The following is an 18,982-nucleotide window of genomic DNA, read 5'->3' as shown; positions in this document are numbered from 1 at the left end:
AACACTCATTTTCGATGAAATAAGGTGATTTTATGTTCCTATTTCGATCATAACCCGCCAAAATCACCGCATTTGCCTCAAATAGAGTTATTTTTTGTTCTTATTTTCGAGACCTGGGGGAGATTGCGCAAAATAGGGTGATTTTTTCACCTTATTCGAGACGCGCGGGGGCTGAACTGAACTAAGCCAAGCCAAGCGATGCTGCTCCCCCTCAAAAAGGAGCGATAGCCCATGAAATTGTCCGTATTTACCGTATCCACTCCGGATTTGACGCCGGAGGAGCTGGTTCAAGCGGCGCGGGAAGCCGGGCTCCACGGCGTGGAGTGGCGCTTTAAGGAAGTTCCCGCCGAGGCGGCCGGAGAGAAGCCGTCCTATTGGCGCAACAATTTGTGCTCGATCGATCCGTCTTCCACGGAAGAGCAGTTGCTCCGCTTCAAACGCATCACCGAAGCCGAGGGGCTTGAAGTGGCCAGCATCACGCCTTATCTGAACGCGCTGGACCTGGAGGAGACCGAGCGGGTATTCTCCGTCGCCCGCCTGCTGGGCGCGAAGATGATCCGCGTCGGCGCGGCCGGCTACGACGGATCGACGCCTTACCCCGAGCTGTACGACAAAACGGTGCGTTATCTGAAGGAAGCCGAACGGTTAGCCAAGCAGTACGGCGTCAAAGGGGTCGTGGAAACGCATCATCAGACGATCGCGCCAAGCGCCGGCCTCGCCCATCGGCTGGTCAGCCACTGCGATCCCGATCAGATCGGCGTGCTGTACGATCCGGGCAACATGGTGCACGAAGGGTATGAGCAGTTCAAAATGGGCCTCCAGTTGCTCGGTCCTTATCTCGCCCATGTCCACGTCAAAAACGCCGCCTGGTCGCAAACCGGAACGCGCGAGGACGGTACGGCCGCCTGGCGCTGCGAATGGTCGGCCCTGGCGGACGGTGTGATCGACTACAGCCGACTGCTCAAGGACCTGAAATCCGTCGGCTACGACGGCTACCTCGGCATCGAAGATTTCAGCGGCCGCTTCGGCTCGAAAGAGATGCTGCACCGGTTTGCCGAGTTTATCGACGAAAGGAGGTAAGCGCGATGACGATGGAGCGACAAGAGCCCGCTGCCTTTCAAGCGAAAGACGGGATGAACTATGCACCCAAGGGACGGCCGAATGCGGTCGTGAAGCCGGGCGGGTTTACGTTTGCCGCGGTGGCCCTGGACCACGGGCATATTTACGGCATGACCGGCGGCCTGATCGAAGCCGGAGCGACCTTGAAATGGGTTTACGATCCCGACCCGGCCAAAGTGCAGGCGTTCGTGGATCAGTTCCCGCTGGCCGCCCGGGCGGACAGCCTCGAGCAGGTGCTCGCCGACCCCGAGGTCCGGCTCGTCGCGGCGGCGGCGGTGCCGTCGGAACGCGGCCCGCTGGGGCTCAAGGTGATGGACGCCGGGAAGGATTATTTTACCGACAAAGCGCCGTTCACCCGCCTGGATCAGCTTGAAGCGGCACGCCGGAAGGTGCGCGAAACCGGCCGCAAATATATGGTCTATTACAGCGAACGCCTGCATGTGGAATCCGCCGTGTACGCCGGTCAGTTGGTGCGGCAAGGGGCGATCGGGCGCGTGCTGCAGGTGACCGGGTTCGGCCCGCACCGGCTGAATGCGGGTTCGCGGCCGGAGTGGTTTTTTCAGAAGGAGAAATACGGCGGAATCCTCTGCGACATCGGTAGCCATCAAATTGAGCAGTTCCTGTATTATACCGGGTGCCGGGATGCCGAAGTGCTGCACAGCAAGGTGGCCAACTACCATCATCCCGAAACCCCCGAGCTGGAGGATTACGGCGACGCGACGCTGGTTGGCGATAACGGGGCGACCCAGTATTTCCGCGTCGACTGGTTTACGCCGGACGGCCTCAGCACCTGGGGGGACGGGCGGACATTCATTTTGGGCACCGAAGGTTATATCGAGCTGCGCAAATACGTCGACCTTGCCCGGGACGCGGACGGCGACCATGTATATCTGGTGAATCGGGACGGCGAGCAGCATTTTGCCGTGCGCGGGCAGGTTGGCTATCCTTTCTTCGGCGAGTTGATCCTCGATTGCCTGAACCGCACGGAGAACGCCATGACGCAGGAGCACGCCTTCAAAGCGGCGGAGCTCTGTCTGAAAGCCCAGCAGCAGGCGATTCGCATCACCACATCTTACTAGGACGGGAAGGGACCTTAAGATGCTTAAGATGCAAGCACCGATTGGCGCGGCCGTCGTCGGCTGCGGAACGATTTTCCCCCTGCATGCCGGGGCTGTGCAGCAGTTGGACGGCGTGAAGCTGAAGATGGTCGTCGACAGCGATCGTTCCCGGGCGGAACAGGCAGCGGCGGCGTACTCCTGCGAAGCCGCAAGCGATTACCTTGCCTTGCTGGAGCGCGACGATATCCGCGTCGTCCATCTATGTACGCCCCACCACCTGCATGCGGAGATGGCGGCGCAATTGCTTCGGGCCGGAAAACACGTGCTGACGGAAAAACCGCTCGCGCATCACCTGAAGGCGGCGGAGGGGTTGCTGGAGGAAGCATGCCGCAGCGAAGCGCAGCTTGGCGTCGTTTTTCAGAACCGATATAACGCCTCGTCCCGGAAAATCCGCGAATTCCTGGATACGAAAACGCTGGGCAAGCTGATCTGCCTTAAAGGCATCGTCACCTGGCACCGGGACGAGACGTATTATACCGGAAGCCCTTGGCGAGGCCGCTGGGCGACCGAAGGCGGCGGTGTGCTGATCAACCAGGCGATCCATACGCTCGACCTGCTGCAGTGGTTCGGCGGAGAGATCGTCTCCGTGCAGGGAAGCGTCACTGCCGACGCCCTTGGCGACGCAATCGAAGTGGAAGATACGGCGCATGCCTGCATCCGGTTTGCGGACGGCGTCCGCGGGTTGTTTTACGCCACCAATGCGTATTTGAGCAACAGCCCGGTTGAACTGGAGCTGGTGTTTGAAGACGGCACGCTGCATCAGCGGGGCGACTGTCTGTATTTGATCCGGAACGGCCGGGAAAGCCTGGTCAGCGAGCCGTCGGCAAACCTCGACGATTCGGGAAAGATCATCGGCAAATCCTACTGGGGCTCAAGCCACCGGCTGTTGATCGCCGATTTCTACGACCATGTCCGGACAGGGAAACGCTATGCGATCAACGGCGAGGAAGGCCTCAAAACGCTGCGGCTCATCGCGGAGCTGTACCGTTCTTCCCGGACGCGGGACTCCAGATAAAACACAGGCCGGCACCGGGCGGTTCTGCGGTAATCCGTGAACAGACTAAAGACGGGAGACGTAGACAAAACGAAAATGGAACAACGTTTCGAAGAGAGCAGACCGTTTCCTGCAAGGGTATCCTCTGCAAGGGGCGGTCTATCTTGTTTCGGGGAACTGCCGGAAGACTCGGCCCGGGGTTACAGCAGCCTTCTCATCCGGGCGAGGATGGAATTCAGCACCGCGTTGAAACCGATGGGAACCTTGGGCGGTTTGGTCCTGGACTTCTCCCTCTCCCGGCGCCGGAATTGCTCGGCCAGCCTGCATCGGTCCAGCTCGCTCTGAAGATCCCGGATATGCTGTTTGGCAATGTCCAAATTGTTCATATACATCACGCACTCACCTCCTTTCGCCATCCGTAAATATTCGCCATTCTTAGTAAAATGATTCCTGCTTGATCCTTCCCTATCATACAGCCGCAGAAGTTGCCGCGTAAGGGTACAAAACGCCTTAAGTTCTTTTTTCCTCCTTTCGGCCACGCAAAAAAGCGATCCCCTTTGTTTTATGCCAAGGGGTCGCTTATGTTCACGGCGCGCCTCACGCCAGGTGCTGTTATTGATAGAAATGCGGATCCCGCGATAGGGTTTCAGATTGGCAACCTGGCAGCCTGTTTGGCGCTTAAGCCACGGCCGTTGCCTATCGGCTAGTTTCCCAGGTGGCCGCCGGCCGGTTCGCGCACTGCCGATAACGGGCACCGGACGGGTTCCCCCGGTCGGATCGCCAACCGTTCCCCGTCGTGCCGGATTTCCAGGCCCTCCCCGTCGCGCAGCGTATAGACGACCTGCTCCCGATCGAAGTACACCTCAAGCAGCTGTCCTAGATGCATCACCTTAAACCGGCAACTCCCCCATTGCGGAGGCAGCACCGGACGGAAACCGAGCTCTCCGCCGGTCAACCGCATCCCGCCAAACCCGTTCACGACCGCCATCCACGAGCCCGCCATCGCCGCGGTATGCAGTCCGTCCTTGGCGTTGCCGTTCACGTCGTCAAGATCCATCCGCACCGTCCGGCCGAAATAGTCGTAAGCGGCCTCCAGTTCGCCGATTTCGGCGGCGACGATGCTGTGGATGCACGGCGACAGTGACGAATCATGCGTTGTCAGCGGTTCGTAATAACGGTAGTTGCGGATTTTCTCCTCCATCGAAAACTGCTCGCCCAGCAAAAACAGCGCCATCACCAAATCCGCCTGTTTCAGCACTTGATGACGGTAGATGACAAGCGGATGGTAGTGAAGCAGCAGCGGATAGTTCTCCGGCGGCGTGCCGGCGAAATCCCACTTCCGCTTGGACAAGAACGTATCGTCTTGTGCGCAGATCCCCAATTCCTCATCGTACGGAACGTACATCTTGTCCGCCGCCTGCTGCCATTCGCGGATTTCCTCTTCGGTGAGTCCGATCTCCCGCTCAAGCCGGGCGTATTCCGCAGGGTATCGCTCGCGCAGCAAACTCGCCGTCTCGCAGGCATACCGAAGGTGCTCCCTGGCCATCAAGTTCGTGTAGGCGTTGTTGTTGACGATCGCCGTGTACTCGTCCGGGCCGGTCACACCGTCGATGCAAAAAGCGCCGCCGCGGGCCGAATTGTAATGGCCGAGGTCCACCCAGAACCGCGACGTCTCGAACAGGATCTCCGCGCCCTGCCGCACGAGAAATTCCTCATCGCCCGTCGCACGGACGTACTGGCGGATACCGTAGGCGATGTCGGCGTTAATATGCGCCTGCGCGGTGCCCGCCGGGAAATAGGCGGAATTCTCCCCGCCGCCGATCGTCCGCCACGGATACAGCGCGCCCCGCTGCGACATCACCTTCGCCCGCTCCCGCGCCTGCTGCAGCGTGCGGTAGCGGAACTCCAGCAAGGCCCGGGCGATCTCCGGCGTCGTGAAGGTAAAGAAGGGCAGCACATACATTTCGGTGTCCCAGAAATAATGCCCTTCGTACCCTTCGCCGGTCAGTCCCTTGGCGGCCATGCTGGTCCGCCCGTCGCGTCCGGCCGACTGCAGCAGGCCGAACGCGTTAAACCGCAGCCCCTGCTGGAGCGCGGGATCGCCTTTGATCTCCACGTCGGCGCGGCTCCAGAACGCGTCCAGGTAGGCATGCTGCTCCTCGGCCAGCCCGTCGAAGCCAAGGCGCTCCGCCAGGCGCAGCGCTTCTTCGCTGCGCATCCGCAGCTCCTCTTCCCGGGTGTCCCGGGACGTGTGATAGCTGATGTATTTGCTCAGCGAGACAGTATCGCCCCGGCGCAGCGCCACGTCGTACTGCACCGACAGCCGCGCCCCGTCCCGCTTCTCCGACAGGCTGAACGCGGCGGACGGCGGCAGCGCGAGCCGGTGGCTCATCGCCGTCAGCAGCGCGAAGCGGCTGTGCCGCGTGCGCTGCTTCAGCCAGCCGCCGCCGCGCCCGTCGCTCCCCGCCTCCTCGAACAGGAGGCTGGGCTCCGTGCGGCGCGTCCCGAGGCGCGGGTCCCCGCCCCGGTCCGGCGCATCCGGCTCGGCGATGTCCCCGTCCATCGCCGAGCCGATCGCCACGGTGCCGGCGAAGTTCAGCGCCGTCACCTCATAGTGGATCGCAGCCAGATGCCGATGGGTCAGCGATACCAGGCGGCGGATATGAATCAGCACGCGGTGGCCGGACGGGGACTCCCATTCGACCAGCCGATGCAGCACGCCGCTCTGCATATGCAGCACTCTTTTGTAAAATCGCACATGCCCCCGGTTCAGATGGAAGGTCTCGCCTTCCACGGCCAGCTTGATGATTCCGGCGTCGGTCACGTTCAGCATCGCTTGACCTTCGGTCGGATAGCCGTACGCCCCTTCGGGATAACGGATCGGCGCGGTATCGTAGAAGCCGTTTACGTAATTGCCCCGCACCGAGGCGCCTTCCTTCCCGTGGTACCCTTCCTCAAAATAGCCGCGCATCCCGATGTACCCGTTGCCCAGAGAAAACAGGCTCTCCTTGCGCTGATTGTCCTTCTCGTCGTAAGCATCCTCGACCAGGCTCCATTCCCGCGGGGAATGCAGCGCCGCCGGATGCTCGTAAGGCCGCTTGTTCATCCTTTCACCGAGCCTCCCATCAGCCCTCTGACAAAGTATTTTTGCAGGAGGAAAAAGATCGTGAGCGGCATCAGCATGGAAATAAACGCCGCCGACGTCAGCAGATGCCAGTCGTTGCCTCTCGATCCGACGAGGTCGGCGATTTTCATGGACATCACCTGCACGTCAGGCTGGTTGCCGATGAAGATCAGCGATACCAGGTAATCGTTCCATACCCACAGGAACTGGAAGATGCCGATCGAGGCCAGCGCCGGCACGGACAACGGCAGAATCAACCGGGAAAAGATTGTGAAATGGCTCGCCCCGTCGATGAAGGCCGACTCGAACAAATCCTTCGGCAGTTGACTGATGAAGTTATACATAAAGTACGTCACGAGCGGCAAACCGAAGGCGGTATGCGCCAGCCAGATCCCCAGGTAGCTGCCGTTCAGGCCCAGCGCGGTGTAATCCTTGAGCACCGGGATGAGCGCGACCTGCAGCGGGATGACCAGCATGGCGATGATCACCGCGAACAGCGTTTTGCGTCCGGGAAATCGCAGCCAGGCGAACGCGTACGCGGCAAATGAAGCGATCAGCACCGGAATCACCGTGGCCGGCACGGCGATCGTCAACGTGTTCCAGAACGCCTGGGACAACCCGGTCCCTTTCTGGATCGATTCGCTGCCGTCGGCCAGCTTCAGCTTGTATTCCTTGCCGGACAGTACGTTTTTGTAATTTTCCAGCGTCAGCGCCGGCTTGAACTCCCAGCCTTGCTCCTGCACGTTCAGGGTGCGAGCCCGGCGGTTTTCCCAAATCAGCCGCTGGTCGCCGCTTAGAACCCCGGCTTTCAGCTCGTCGTCGCTGTAGGTTTGCCCGATCACCTCAATCGGCTCGCGCAGGTCGATATCCTTGGAGAGCTGAATCGTCTCCGCATTCGTCCATTCCCGGTGCGGGAACACGTTCCACCAGCCGGTCTGCAAAATGTCCGACGCCGGCCGGAACGAGGAGATCAACAATCCCAGCGTCGGGATGAGCCATAAGAAGCAGATGACGCCCAGAACGAGATTGACGATCGTTTTGCCGCGTTTGCGTCGGTTTGTTGCCGGACGCGGATGCTTGCCCGCCATTAGAATCCCCCCTGCTTGCGGATCTGCCGCAGATTAAAGAAAATGACCGGCAGTACGGCAATCAGCAGGACGATCGCCAGCGTGGAGCCGTATCCGAAATTGCGGTACATAAAGAACTGCCGGTAGAACTGCGTGGCCACCACTTCGGTCCCGTATTGTCCGCCTGTCATGACCATGACGACGTCGAATATTTTTAGCGTAAACACGATAATCGTGGTCGTCACCGTCAGAATCGTCGCGGAGATAAACGGAATGATGATGCGGAAAAAAATTTTGATCTCGCCGGCTCCGTCTACGCGCGCCGCTTCCAGGATATCGTCCGGGACGCCTTTAATCGCGGCCGAGAAGATCACCATGGCGAACCCGGTTTGCATCCAGACCAGGATCAGGATGAGAAACAGATTATTCCACGGCTGCAGCATGCTGGTCCAGGCCTGTGCTTCCCCGCCCAGGGCGGTGACGATGGCGTTAAGCAAGCCGATCTGCCGGTCGCCGGGCTGGTAATAGTACACGAACTTCCAAATGACCCCCGCCGCCACGAACGAGATCGCCATCGGCATGAAGATGATCGACTTGGCAATCCTCTCGTAGCTGCTGCGGTCGGCGAGGATGGCGATCAGCAGCCCGAGCGTGACGCAGGCGAGCGTGCCGAGGAACACCCAGAGCAGATTGTTGCGGAGCGCCGTCCCCATCAGCTTGTCGGTGAAGATCGCCGCATAGTTGGCGAGCCCGACGAATTTCTCCGACGAGGCGTTAAAGAAGCTTAAGTAAAGCGTCCGGATCGCAGGCAGCACCAGCAGCCATCCCAGCAGTATGACCGCCGGTCCGATAAAAATAAACGGCAGCACCTTCCGCCTGACTTGCTCCGGATACTGCTCCACCGCCCAGTTAAAGGTATAGAATAGAAAATACACGCCGAGCACGCCCCACAGAACCGCACACACCGCCGTCAGCAGAGGGCTCAGCGTCGAATCGCGGAAGAAGCGGAAGATCAGGCCGTGTCCGGCGGTATTGGCGAGCAACACGACCAGGGTGAAGAGCACGGCCCTTAGGCTGACGGTTCGCTTGGCCTCTGAACTCATCATGACTCCTCCTAAAAGTATTGTGAGCGTTACTTCCTGAATCGACTTCGAACAAAACTTGCCGGCCGATTTAACCGGTTGGATTCATAAAAAGAGGGGCGTAGCGCCGGAACCCACGTTTCGGCTCGCGCGCCCCTCCGGCGGTGCTTAACTGTCGCATCCGCAGCGACTTAAGGGTTCGAGGCTCAGTTGTTCCATCCCTCCTGAATTTGCGCCAACGCTTCATCCAGCGTGGCCGTGCCGCTCACGTAATCGGTCATGCCCTTCCAGAAGGTGCCTGCGCCCACTTTCCCCGGCATCAAGTCGGAGCCGTCAAACCGCAGCGTGGAAGCTTCCTGAACGAGCTGGGCCATACGGCGGTCAGCCTCGGAGGCATACCAGTCCAGCGATGCATCGTTCATCGGCGCGATCACGCCGCCGGATTGCACCCAAGTTTTGATCGATTCGCCGGTCGTAAAGAACTCCATGACGGCCCGAACTTCGGGACGATCGTTGAACATCGCATAGATATCGCCGGCGACCAGCACCGGTTTGCCATATTGCTCATCGATCGGCGGCAGGTAGAACCAGTCATAGTCTACATCGACCTTTGCGGTTTCCGGGAAGAAGCTGGTAATGAAGTTGCCTTGACGATGCAGCCATACCTTCGGCGGATTATCGAACATCGGAACCGGCGAATCGCCAAAGGCCGTCGTAACGATCGATTTCGTTCCGCCATATACATAATCGGGGTTCATCCAGATTTCCGACATCTTTTCCACCGCGCGCTTCACTTCAGGGGAAGTGAACGGCAGCTCGCCCTTAACCCATTTGTCATAGTTCTCCGGCGAAGTCGTGCGGAGCATGATGTCTTCCACCCAGTCCGTTGCCGGCCAACCTGTGGCTGCGCCGCTTTCGATGCCGATGCCCCAAGCGGTGTCGCCGTCTTTGGCGATTTGCTCCGTCAGCGCCATCAGTTCATCCCAGGTTTGCGGGACGGTATAGCCCGCTTCCTCAAACTGCTTCTTCGGATACCATACCAAGCTCTTCACGTTGCTGCGATTCCAGATGCCGGCCATAATTTTGCCGTCCTTGCCGTCCATCGTCGCCATGTCGAGCCAGCTTTGGTTGTAATTGCCCTTCAGCTTCTCTTGATCGAGAATAGGAGTCAGATCGATGACTTTGCCGGTTTTGGCTACGGCAGCCAGCAGGCCCGGCTGCGGGAAGTCCGCGATGTCGGGCGCGTTCCCGCCGTCCACGCGGACGTTGATCGTCGCCTCGAACTCTTTGGACCCTTCGTATTGGATATCGATGCCGGTTTTTTCCTCAAACTCCTTGATGCTGGTCTCGAATTTCACCTGGTCCGCATCAACGAACGGGCCGAACATCGTCACCTTGGTGCCTTTGTATTCGCCTTTCAACGCCAACTCCAGCGGCGAGCCGGTGCCGGCGGCATCATTCGTGGCTGCACCTTCGTTCGTGTTCTGCTCCGTTCCGTTGTTTGCCGGAGCCGCCGGTTCGTGGTTTGCCGCATTGTTCCCCCCGCCGCAGGCGCTGAGGAGAAGCGTAAACGATAATCCGCTAACGAGCAGGATAGAAGCCCATTTTGATCTTTTTTTCATTGACCCTACATCCCCTTCGATATTTTTTGTGAAAAACCATCTGAAGGTCTAGCTGACAAAGCTCGCTTTCCGGCAAATCACCTCCTTGCAAAGCTTTTCAGGAATAGTCGAACGACCTCCCTGATTGAACCTATTTCGAGTATATGCAGTCGCCCTATGTCAATGAAGGTGTTGAGCGATACCCCTAACGAGGCAGAATGCGTATTCAGAAAAACGCATATTATCCCCGCCGTTGAATGCGTTTACATTTTGCTATAAGTGTATGACTTCCCCTGTTTGAATGTTCCGAGGTTTGAAAAGCTTTTCAGATGATTTAGCGGCGGTTCGTCCATTCGGATGCACCAAGCAGGCTCGCAAGTTCTGGCGTGTTTGTTAGCGCCGTTAGATTGTGGTTGCTCTTTCCCGCGAAGATTCACGAACGACGAGTTTGTGTTGGAGGATTTCTCTAGGTTTTGCTACGCTGCCGGTCGTCAGCAGTTCATGCAGCTTCTCCGCCGCGCGGTAACCTAAATCATAGATGGGTTGGGCAATCGTAGTTAGTTTCGGAATGTACATGCCGGCCATGCGGTGATTGTCGAAGCCGACAACGGACACTTGCCCCGGTACGAGGATGTGTCGGTCCCTGAGATACGAGATCGCGCCCATGGCGAATTCGTCGGCGACGCAAAACACGGCGGTCAAATCGGGATGTTCGGTGAACAGCTCGTGCGCAGCCTGATAAGCATGCTCGAAATAATGGCTGGCAAACTTCACGTTGGCGATATTGGACGTTAGCCCGTATTCCGTCATAGCCCGGACAAAACCCGCGTAACGCGGCGGTCCGGAGATCGAGTTGTCGTGATTGAAGCCGATCATGCCGATCTGCCGGTGCCCCAGCTCAATCAGGTAAGCGGCCGCGTCGTAAGCCGCCACCTCGTCGTCAACCTCAACGCAAGGGATCGCGTATTCGTCCGAATGGGATGAGACCATGACAAACGGAATGCGGCAGCCGACCAGTTTCTCGTAATATTCCGGAAACATCTTGTCGCTGGCGAAGAGAATGCCGTCGACCTGCTTCTCGTGAAAAGCATCGATGTACGACAGCAGACGCTGCTTGTCGCGATCCGTGTTGCAGATCATCAGACTGTAGCCCAGCTTGATGCAGGCGTCCTGCACCCCCCGGATGATCCCCGCGTAATACATGTTTTCGATATCGGGAATCAGCAGGCCCAGGGTAAAAGACTTCTTGTAGATCAGACCGCGGGCAAAGGCGTTCGGCTGATACTGCAGCTCCTGAATCGCCGCCAGCACCCGTTGCCGCTTGCTCTCCGCCACGGTATCCGGCGCGTTCATGACGCGCGATACCGTGCTGATGGAGACGCCCGCCCTTTTCGCAACGTCGCGGATCGTAGGTTTGGTTTTCGTCATGGCTTTTTTTCCTTTTTGAAAAGCTTTTCAATGCGATTATAACAGGGGAAATGCGGAAAGACAATAGTTTTTTGAAGCGCTTACAATATTGGACCTCAAAAATTAGGTATCCTTTCACGAATGATGTATATCCTATGTATATACATTTACGAAAGGGCGAGATATAATATGAAGTATTACAAAAGAGAGGATTTGATTCGGGTGGCAACCACTACGCTCAGCAAATGGGGAAACAGTACGGGAGTGCGCATCCCCAACCAAATTATAAAACGGCTCAATTTGGAAGAAGGCGCCGAAGTGGAGATTTTGGTTACGCCTGACAACGAAATTCTGCTCCGCCCGCTCGTCAAGCCTCAAGAGTCCAACCAAGATTTACGGGCCCATTTGGAGAAACTGCTTAGTCAAATGAAACCCGATTCCCCGCGGCACGAGGAAGTGGATCTGGGTATCGAAGGAGATGAGTTGATTTGATGATTCCTGCGCGCGGAGATCTGGTATGGCTCGATTTCGATCCGCAAGCGGGTCGCGAGCAAGCGGGACGTCGCCCCGCCATCGTATTGTCTGAATCGATGTTCAACGAACTCACCGGTTTCGCCTTCGTTTGTCCCATCACGAGCCAGTCCAAAAATGATGCCTTTGAAGTCCCCCTGCCCGAAGGCCTGCAATTTAGCGGCGTTGTTCTCACGGACCAGTTGAAGAGCTTGGATATAAAAAAACGCAAAATACAAATCATCGACCACATTTCGGTAGACTCCGAGACGATGACGCAAATTTTACGGAATGCGAGATCGATCTTGGCTTGACTTTTAATTAACTCAACTTTCGCACAGTCAAAAATAGTATAACAGTACGTGTAGCTTAGGTTTGAAGTCAATTGGGTTGTTGGGTTGACAAAAATAGAAAAACACCGCTTCGTTTGGTAAAGTGAAGGTGACTAGCAATCACTACCACACAGAAGAGGTGTCTTCTCTATGATAGATCAAAATCAACCATTCGATCAACTGCCAAACGAAATCAAACCTGCTTTTCAGGAACTAAAGGTGCTCAAACACTTGCGCGACGCAGGTTTCAAAAAGAAATTTGGCTTCACGTGCGCCTATCTATTCCGCCTTGTGTTTGTCCTGCTGTTTCATCAGAAAAACTGGTTCCGTCTCTTGGAAAGCAAGAAAGGCGAAAGGTTCCCGAGTAAAGACACGGTTTATCGTTTCTTGAATCATAGCGGTTATGCTTGGCGCCGGTTTTTGCTCGCGCTCAGCGGTGACACGATCGCTCGAATGGAACCGCTGACCTCGTCCAGCCGGGAGACGGCCTTCATCTTCGACGACTCCATGTTTGAACGTAACCGAAGCAAGGCCGTGGAGATGCTGGCACGCTTTAAAGATCATGCCACAGGGGCTTTCTACAAAGGCTTCCGCATGCTGACCACGGGCTGGTCGGACGGCCATTCGTTCGTCCCCGTAGACTTTGCGCTACTGAGTTCAGCAAAGTCCGGCATCACAGGAATGGCAGACAGGATCGACAAACGAAGTCACGGTTACAAGCGTCGGCAAGAAGCGTTTGGTTCGGCTCCGCAAGTCATCTTAGCCATGCTGGATCGTGCGTTAAAAGCCGGTATCTCGGCCTCGTACGCCTTGATGGATAGTTGGTTCACGCATGCGCCGCTTGTTCAAGAAATCCTCCGTCGCGGGCTACATGTGATCGGCATGGTCAAGAATGACAACAAGCGCTATCTCGTAAACGGGCAGCGGCTCAGTCTGAAGGAACTATACGCCGTGGCCCCGCGTGTCGAAGGGAAGAACCGCAACATTCTTCGCCTGATCCGAACACAGCTCGCTCCGGGAATCCCGGTGGTGATCGTGTTTGTCCGCCATCGTTCCAAGAAAAACGAATGGCTGGCGCTGCTTTCCACCGACCTGAGCCTGGCGGCTTCGGATATCATCCGCATTTACCGGATGCGCTGGGACATAGAGGTATTCTTCAAGTGCACCAAATCGCTGCTGCGGCTGCAAAAGGAATTTCAAGGCCGTTCCTACGACTTGCTCATCAGTCACACGACCATTGTGTTTTCGCGCTACATTCTGCTCGCTTGGCAGCATCGGCAAAGTACGGACGCCCGTTCGTTCGGTGGTCTGTTTTATTTGCTTTGCGACGAAGTCGGTACGCTAGATTGGGCCTTGGCCCTGCAGCAACTGGTCGATTTAATCCATGAGATCGCCACCAAAGCCGGGAAGAAATTTTCGGCTCTCATTCAGCGTCAACTCCAGCAGTGGATTGCTGCTTTGCCCAACTACATTAAGGCTTACTTGCCGATTTCATGCTGCGAAAGTTGAGTAATTAACTATAATCCGACTAGCTCGAAAACCGGTGGAGCTGTTCCAAACTTTTTACCCCTATCTGATTTAGGAGATGGAACTAAACCTGGTGCTGAGCGAAACAATGACCTCCCTTTGCCAAGGTTCAGGTAAAGCAAGAGGTCCGGGAGACGGGAATACTGCTCGAGCAAGACCGCATAACCCGGTACAAACTTTTCTCCACATCCTGTTACATTCAAATAAAGCCACGTTTTCGGGATAAAATAAAAGAATTGGAAGTCATATATTCTACTACGTTCGGATAAAACGAGATTCACCGCTTGACACGGAAACTGGACGAATGGCCTTTATATCCCACTACGTTCAGATAAAACTGTCAGCCAGTTCAAAAGCTTCCTACCCGCATATGGCTTTATATCCCACTACGTTCAGATAAAACAAAAAAAAATTGGAAACATACTTTTTCCCGTCCGGCTTTATATCCCACTACGTTCAGATAAAACCCGAAGAACTCGCTCAAGCGCAGCAGAACCTCCAAGCTTTATATCCCACTACGTTCAGATAAAACGCCCCCGATCCCATCCCCTTACCAACCATAAAGCCCTTTATATCCCACTACGTTCAGATAAAACGGTGTGTGGTAAAACGTATTATGAATTAAATTCGTCCTTTATATCCCACTACGTTCAGATAAAACTTTGCAAACCTCGGTAACCTGGCACAGATGTACATCTTTATATCCCACTACGTTCAGATAAAACACGTTCTGCTGTTGAGAAATTGGACAGGCTTATGGACCTTTATATCCCACTACGTTCAGATAAAACGCAGTATACGGAGGCTCCGGCCTGGAAAGAGGACAACTTTATATCCCACTACGTTCAGATAAAACCTCTTTGCTTTAAGTGCTCTAAAAGTTCTTCAGTACTTTATATCCCACTACGTTCAGATAAAACAAGGCATTTTACAAGCTGGCGGCAGATTTGGATCTTTTTTTATATCCCACTACGTTCAGATAAAACGTAGAAATTTATCGACAGTATGAAATTGATTTAGAAGCTTTATATCCCACTACGTTCAGATAAAACTTGCGATGACGGCGGATATCGCAGCGTCTGCGCTTAACTTTATATCCCACTACGTTCAGATAAAACGAACTCCAGGTTTAGACTTCGTTGCTTCCGATATACTACTTTATATCCCACTACGTTCAGATAAAACAGGGTTTAAGTTTTATGTCCAGCGGTGTGCAGAGCACTTTATATCCCACTACGTTCAGATAAAACTCCGTTCCCATTAATATTACACTCTTGTAAAAATAACTTTATATCCCACTACGTTCAGATAAAACAATATTCCAAGTGGCTTAAAAAAGAAATTGAGAAGTACTTTATATCCCACTACGTTCAGATAAAACCAGGCAATCAAGGATATTAAGCCGATCACGCTGACTCCTTTATATCCCACTACGTTCAGATAAAACCCCGATCTTAATTACCACCGCGTCATAGTATTCCACTTTATATCCCACTACGTTCAGATAAAACGCCGGACCTGCCACCCGGCGAGGGAGAGGGATTCCAACTTTATATCCCACTACGTTCAGATAAAACACACAAAAGTCAAAATCATCGAAACGTTAGTTGACCGCTTTATATCCCACTACGTTCAGATAAAACAATTTACCGTCGGGGTAACGTTCGCCGTCAAAGCTACTTTATATCCCACTACGTTCAGATAAAACTGAAAGAGCATGAGCATTGAACACGAATGCCCGATGTGCTTTATATCCCACTACGTTCAGATAAAACCGGCCACCACTTCGTTAAGCATATTCGGTCGAAACGACTTTATATCCCACTACGTTCAGATAAAACAAGATTAGGAATCGGCACATACATCGATTTAAGAATCTTTATATCCCACTACGTTCAGATAAAACTGGTTGGCCAAGAAGTACGGCCTGCTTGAATCAAACCTTTATATCCCACTACGTTCAGATAAAACAATTGAGGTAGTGTACGCGGGAACGCCTGAGCAAACTTTATATCCCACTACGTTCAGATAAAACGGGGAGACCTACATAAACGGCGGGGACGACGAATCACTTTATATCCCACTACGTTCAGATAAAACGGCTATCCGCGTTCGACGACGCTTTTCTACTATATAACTTTATATCCCACTACGTTCAGATAAAACGCCACTTTACTAATGAGGTCTACCGGTTTTGTAAAGAACTTTATATCCCACTACGTTCAGATAAAACGAGGTGATACAAGTGAATACAATTGATATTTATTCACTTTATATCCCACTACGTTCAGATAAAACCAAATTCGGCGAAAATGTAGTTCTTATAGAAACATCTTTATATCCCACTACGTTCAGATAAAACATCCCCGTGTTTCCTTCATCGTCAAGGGTGAAGAACTTTATATCCCACTACGTTCAGATAAAACCGCTTTCGGGCGTAAACCATGTCATGTCCTTAAAGTGCTTTATATCCCACTACGTTCAGATAAAACAAGGGTGGCCCGGGTGGTCCAAGAGGTAACAATAAGGCTTTATATCCCACTACGTTCAGATAAAACGAAGGGGCGCGTAATTCTGCAAGAATACTCTCTAAGCTTTATATCCCACTACGTTCAGATAAAACTATGCCGGCACTATATTTGCCCCCGCATAACACACCTTTATATCCCACTACGTTCAGATAAAACACATCCAGGCCTATATAAAAGAAAGACTGGAATCAACTTTATATCCCACTACGTTCAGATAAAACTCTGAACACACCGAGACCCTAACAGGTACAGACCAGCTTTATATCCCACTACGTTCAGATAAAACAAGGTTGACCGTTTGGTATTTGACGATGCCATTCCACTTTATATCCCACTACGTTCAGATAAAACGAGACTACTGAAAAATATCGCTATAGTGTAATGGCCTTTATATCCCACTACGTTCAGATAAAACGGAGCGCTCGAAAACCAGCTCTTTAAATCTTTCGTCTTTATATCCCACTACGTTCAGATAAAACACCTTACTCATATATCTGATACTCCGTTCCTGCTAACTTTATATCCCACTACGTTCAGATAAAACGAAGAACTTTTCTTCCTTATCTCCCGGCTTTATGGTCTTTATATCCCACTACGTTCAGATAAAACCCCGATTTTTTGTAGCCGAAAAGCTTTGCTATATCAGCATTTCTGGGTTAGGGGAATTGAACATTTTGCATTGAACCGCCAATTTGGAAAATACATTCCTTCCAAAAATGGCCTTCAGCCCTTGAGGCACAAGGCCCTCGGGTGATTCGACAAAATTTTCGTTCGCTGCATTTTTATCAGTAGTGCCATCTTCTCAACTGTACACTTCAAAGGAATAGCTTATCGAAAGATCGATCTTCTCCGATAACCTCTTTCACGATAGCCTTGGGATTCTCGACTTTGTACAGATAAATCGAATCTTCATCCTCCATCATTGCCCGCAGTTCGGCTAGACAACGCGTTAATTTTCCTTTAGTGATCTCGCCTTCAAACACCGAATTTTGTGTCCAATCCAGGTATTCTCGCAATTTTTTGCAAACTTTGCCTACGCGTTTCTCTCCAATATCGTACGTAATAATGACAAACATGTCTACCACCAAGCCTTAAAAGGTTTGTAGGTTTCATCACCAATAACGTGCTTGATTAGCTTATAGGCTTCCAGGCGAATCAAATAGCGATAAGTCACATTGCGCTTCAATTTCCGGTGTTTAAACGTGGTCTTCATTTTTTCATCATAAGCAGCCAGAAATGTTTTTCGTCCTTCTTCAGTTAAGTATACGATCCCATCTCGATCGTCAAAATGCTTGGCTTGAATCCGTCGATTATTTACCAAACTAAAAATAAGCGGATCAATCAAAAAAGGCTTGAAAATTTCCGCAATATCCAAGCTAAGCGAAAAACGCTTGCTTGAAGGCTCATGCAAGTAACTGATCGCCGGGTCCAACATCGTTTTATACAGCTCCGACACGACCGAAGTGTACATTAGTCCATTCCCAAAAGAAATCAATGCATTCAGCGGATCGCGAGGCGGGCGTTTGCTGCGGCTCTCCCAAGTAAAACTACTATTTTTGGCTAACAAAGGAAACGCCTGATAGTATACTTGACGACACTGTCCTTCAACCCCCATCACGGACGGAATATTAGAGGCGTTTTCAAGTAGAGCCACTTTGGATTGAATAGTATCCATGTATGGCTTGGCTTCATCACCTGCTTTCCGCAAATTTCTGACCATATGATGAACTCCGCCCTGTATAAAAGACTTGGCCAGTACCAGCCTTTTATTCATATCCAAATAATGCTCGCTTTGGCGGATCACCGTATAGCCGGACACCCGGGAATTCCGCGGATAATAGGTGCCATCGTAATATCCATAATGGTTATAAACATGTAAACGTACATCATGCTGGGTTAAAATATGCAGAAGGGAGGTATTGAAATCTACATTTCCGAATAGATGCAAATTCTCTGTCTGTTCAACGGGCAGTGGACTAGACTTTCCTTCCTCATCCGTAAAATACAACGTATTATGCTTGCGATGCAGCTTACCTGTCGAGAAGATAAACACATCCCTGCTCATTCCTCTTCCCCCTCTCCCGCTTCACAAAAATCTTGGTAGGCGCACTTGGAACAGTATTTCAATTTTTGGTAATGCGGAAGTTCGCCTTGCAGCACCTCATTCACGCCCTCCATGGCAGAACGAACCTCCAGTGTTTCATCAAGCCCTAATACAACTTCGGTCGTTTTCTTTTCTTTGGGGTAACTCAACAATCCCTTCTTCTCTATCCCGCGTTCTCTTAGCAAAAAAAGATAATAGAGCATCTGCAAACGATCCGCCTTTTCCATGCGGCTGCTTATTTTGACTTCTCTGACGTATTCTCCATCTACGGCGTCCATCACTGCCAAATCATCGATATTGATCTCCTTATCCAATTTGGCATAAGCATGTTCGTGAAGAATTTTTCCTTCCTCTACCCGGTCGTGCTGCTGTTCAAAACCGATTCCTCGATGAAATAACCACAATTTACGCTTGCAAACGGCATAATAGTGCATTTCTATCCCACGAATAGACATTGGCGAACCCC

Annotated in this window: 15 protein-coding genes and 1 CRISPR repeat array; of the genes, 6 read left to right on the top strand and 9 right to left on the bottom strand. The window is 53.1% G+C overall.

Translation table 11 applies throughout. The features are described from left to right. Nucleotides 1-231: 231 nt before the first annotated feature. From ACZF99_RS05335 to ACZF99_RS05325, 3 genes are read left to right on the top strand one after another with little or no spacing between them, the layout of a single operon-like run. Complete coding sequence (locus ACZF99_RS05335; RefSeq protein ID WP_483609688.1) at nucleotides 232-1,080, top strand: sugar phosphate isomerase/epimerase family protein; 849 nt, start codon at nucleotides 232-234, stop codon at nucleotides 1,078-1,080. 11 nt (nucleotides 1,081-1,091) lie between these two features. Then, nucleotides 1,092-2,198 carry a Gfo/Idh/MocA family protein gene (locus tag ACZF99_RS05330; RefSeq protein ID WP_483612547.1) on the top strand — a complete coding sequence of 369 codons (1,107 nt, stop codon included), beginning with the start codon at nucleotides 1,092-1,094 and terminating at the stop codon, nucleotides 2,196-2,198. 19 nt (nucleotides 2,199-2,217) lie between these two features. After that, nucleotides 2,218-3,252 (top strand): Gfo/Idh/MocA family protein, encoded by a 1,035-nt coding sequence (locus tag ACZF99_RS05325; RefSeq protein WP_483609686.1) that lies wholly within the window; start codon nucleotides 2,218-2,220, stop codon nucleotides 3,250-3,252. A 179-nt stretch (nucleotides 3,253-3,431) separates the two neighbouring features. Here the strand turns inward: ACZF99_RS05325 and ACZF99_RS05320 are convergent, their stop codons facing one another. The 6 genes from ACZF99_RS05320 to ACZF99_RS05295 form a co-directional block, all read right to left on the bottom strand. Then, nucleotides 3,432-3,623, bottom strand: a complete 192-nt coding sequence (locus ACZF99_RS05320) for a hypothetical protein (RefSeq protein WP_483609684.1) — start codon at nucleotides 3,621-3,623, stop codon at nucleotides 3,432-3,434. A gap of 311 nt (nucleotides 3,624-3,934) precedes the next feature. Further along, nucleotides 3,935-6,337: a glycoside hydrolase family 65 protein gene (locus ACZF99_RS05315; RefSeq protein ID WP_483609682.1), complete on the bottom strand. Its 2,403-nt coding sequence runs from the start codon at nucleotides 6,335-6,337 to the stop codon at nucleotides 3,935-3,937. Continuing rightward, a complete protein-coding gene (locus ACZF99_RS05310; RefSeq protein ID WP_483609680.1) occupies nucleotides 6,334-7,443 on the bottom strand; it encodes a carbohydrate ABC transporter permease in 1,110 nt (369 codons plus the stop codon). The genes ACZF99_RS05315 and ACZF99_RS05310 overlap by 4 nt, the downstream gene beginning before the upstream one ends. Next, nucleotides 7,443-8,528 carry a carbohydrate ABC transporter permease gene (locus ACZF99_RS05305; RefSeq protein ID WP_483609678.1) on the bottom strand — a complete coding sequence of 362 codons (1,086 nt, stop codon included), beginning with the start codon at nucleotides 8,526-8,528 and terminating at the stop codon, nucleotides 7,443-7,445. The genes ACZF99_RS05310 and ACZF99_RS05305 overlap by 1 nt, the downstream gene beginning before the upstream one ends. Nucleotides 8,529-8,710: 182 nt before the next feature. Next, complete coding sequence (locus tag ACZF99_RS05300) at nucleotides 8,711-10,126, bottom strand: ABC transporter substrate-binding protein (protein ID WP_483609676.1); 1,416 nt, start codon at nucleotides 10,124-10,126, stop codon at nucleotides 8,711-8,713. A gap of 381 nt (nucleotides 10,127-10,507) precedes the next feature. Further along, nucleotides 10,508-11,533: a LacI family DNA-binding transcriptional regulator gene (locus tag ACZF99_RS05295; protein WP_483609674.1), complete on the bottom strand. Its 1,026-nt coding sequence runs from the start codon at nucleotides 11,531-11,533 to the stop codon at nucleotides 10,508-10,510. Between the two features lie 168 nt (nucleotides 11,534-11,701). On the opposite strand from ACZF99_RS05295, the gene ACZF99_RS05290 reads away from it, so the two are divergent. The 3 genes from ACZF99_RS05290 to ACZF99_RS05280 all read left to right on the top strand — a co-directional run bounded on the left by ACZF99_RS05290 (nucleotide 11,702) and on the right by ACZF99_RS05280 (nucleotide 13,863). Next, complete coding sequence (locus ACZF99_RS05290) at nucleotides 11,702-12,004, top strand: AbrB/MazE/SpoVT family DNA-binding domain-containing protein (protein ID WP_483609672.1); 303 nt, start codon at nucleotides 11,702-11,704, stop codon at nucleotides 12,002-12,004. Continuing rightward, a complete protein-coding gene (locus tag ACZF99_RS05285) occupies nucleotides 12,001-12,336 on the top strand; it encodes a type II toxin-antitoxin system PemK/MazF family toxin (protein WP_483609670.1) in 336 nt (111 codons plus the stop codon). Before ACZF99_RS05290 ends, ACZF99_RS05285 begins: the two co-directional genes overlap by 4 nt. A gap of 168 nt (nucleotides 12,337-12,504) precedes the next feature. After that, nucleotides 12,505-13,863 (top strand): IS4 family transposase, encoded by a 1,359-nt coding sequence (locus ACZF99_RS05280; RefSeq protein ID WP_483605564.1) that lies wholly within the window; start codon nucleotides 12,505-12,507, stop codon nucleotides 13,861-13,863. A gap of 327 nt (nucleotides 13,864-14,190) precedes the next feature. After that, a CRISPR array of direct repeats spans nucleotides 14,191-17,021; the repeat unit is 29 nt; unit sequence CTTTATATCCCACTACGTTCAGATAAAAC. A 206-nt stretch (nucleotides 17,022-17,227) separates the two neighbouring features. Here the strand turns inward: ACZF99_RS05280 and cas2 are convergent. The 3 genes from cas2 to cas4 are packed head-to-tail and all read right to left on the bottom strand — an operon-like array spanning nucleotide 17,228 to nucleotide 18,971. Continuing rightward, nucleotides 17,228-17,488, bottom strand: a complete 261-nt coding sequence (gene cas2 / locus ACZF99_RS05275; protein WP_483609668.1) for a CRISPR-associated endonuclease Cas2 — start codon at nucleotides 17,486-17,488, stop codon at nucleotides 17,228-17,230. Nucleotides 17,489-17,490: 2 nt separating this feature from the next. Next, nucleotides 17,491-18,477 carry a type I-B CRISPR-associated endonuclease Cas1b gene (gene cas1b, locus ACZF99_RS05270; RefSeq protein WP_483609666.1) on the bottom strand — a complete coding sequence of 329 codons (987 nt, stop codon included), beginning with the start codon at nucleotides 18,475-18,477 and terminating at the stop codon, nucleotides 17,491-17,493. After that, nucleotides 18,474-18,971 carry a CRISPR-associated protein Cas4 gene (gene cas4 / locus ACZF99_RS05265; RefSeq protein WP_483609664.1) on the bottom strand — a complete coding sequence of 166 codons (498 nt, stop codon included), beginning with the start codon at nucleotides 18,969-18,971 and terminating at the stop codon, nucleotides 18,474-18,476. The genes cas1b and cas4 overlap by 4 nt, the downstream gene beginning before the upstream one ends. Between the last annotated feature and the right edge of the window lie 11 nt (nucleotides 18,972-18,982).

The sequence above is a fragment of the Paenibacillus sp. JL3B1040 genome (genome assembly GCF_057063165.1).
Note: the sequence above shows the minus strand (reverse complement) of the source record. Positions and strands in the feature narration are given on the sequence as shown.

Excerpts from the sequence above, each read along its gene's own strand:
- ACZF99_RS05335 (WP_483609688.1), top strand. The coding sequence starts at position 232 with ATGAAATTGTCCGTATTTACCGTATCCACTCCGGATTTGACGCCGGAG.
- ACZF99_RS05330 (WP_483612547.1), top strand. The coding sequence starts at position 1,092 with ATGGAGCGACAAGAGCCCGCTGCCTTTCAAGCGAAAGACGGGATGAAC.
- ACZF99_RS05325 (WP_483609686.1), top strand. The coding sequence starts at position 2,218 with ATGCTTAAGATGCAAGCACCGATTGGCGCGGCCGTCGTCGGCTGCGGA.
- ACZF99_RS05320 (WP_483609684.1), bottom strand. The coding sequence starts at position 3,623 with ATGTATATGAACAATTTGGACATTGCCAAACAGCATATCCGGGATCTT.
- ACZF99_RS05315 (WP_483609682.1), bottom strand. The coding sequence starts at position 6,337 with ATGAACAAGCGGCCTTACGAGCATCCGGCGGCGCTGCATTCCCCGCGG.
- ACZF99_RS05310 (WP_483609680.1), bottom strand. The coding sequence starts at position 7,443 with ATGGCGGGCAAGCATCCGCGTCCGGCAACAAACCGACGCAAACGCGGC.
- ACZF99_RS05305 (WP_483609678.1), bottom strand. The coding sequence starts at position 8,528 with ATGATGAGTTCAGAGGCCAAGCGAACCGTCAGCCTAAGGGCCGTGCTC.
- ACZF99_RS05300 (WP_483609676.1), bottom strand. The coding sequence starts at position 10,126 with ATGAAAAAAAGATCAAAATGGGCTTCTATCCTGCTCGTTAGCGGATTA.
- ACZF99_RS05295 (WP_483609674.1), bottom strand. The coding sequence starts at position 11,533 with ATGACGAAAACCAAACCTACGATCCGCGACGTTGCGAAAAGGGCGGGC.
- ACZF99_RS05290 (WP_483609672.1), top strand. The coding sequence starts at position 11,702 with ATGAAGTATTACAAAAGAGAGGATTTGATTCGGGTGGCAACCACTACG.
- ACZF99_RS05280 (WP_483605564.1), top strand. The coding sequence starts at position 12,505 with ATGATAGATCAAAATCAACCATTCGATCAACTGCCAAACGAAATCAAA.
- cas2 (WP_483609668.1), bottom strand. The coding sequence starts at position 17,488 with ATGTTTGTCATTATTACGTACGATATTGGAGAGAAACGCGTAGGCAAA.
- cas1b (WP_483609666.1), bottom strand. The coding sequence starts at position 18,477 with ATGAGCAGGGATGTGTTTATCTTCTCGACAGGTAAGCTGCATCGCAAG.
- cas4 (WP_483609664.1), bottom strand. The coding sequence starts at position 18,971 with ATGTCTATTCGTGGGATAGAAATGCACTATTATGCCGTTTGCAAGCGT.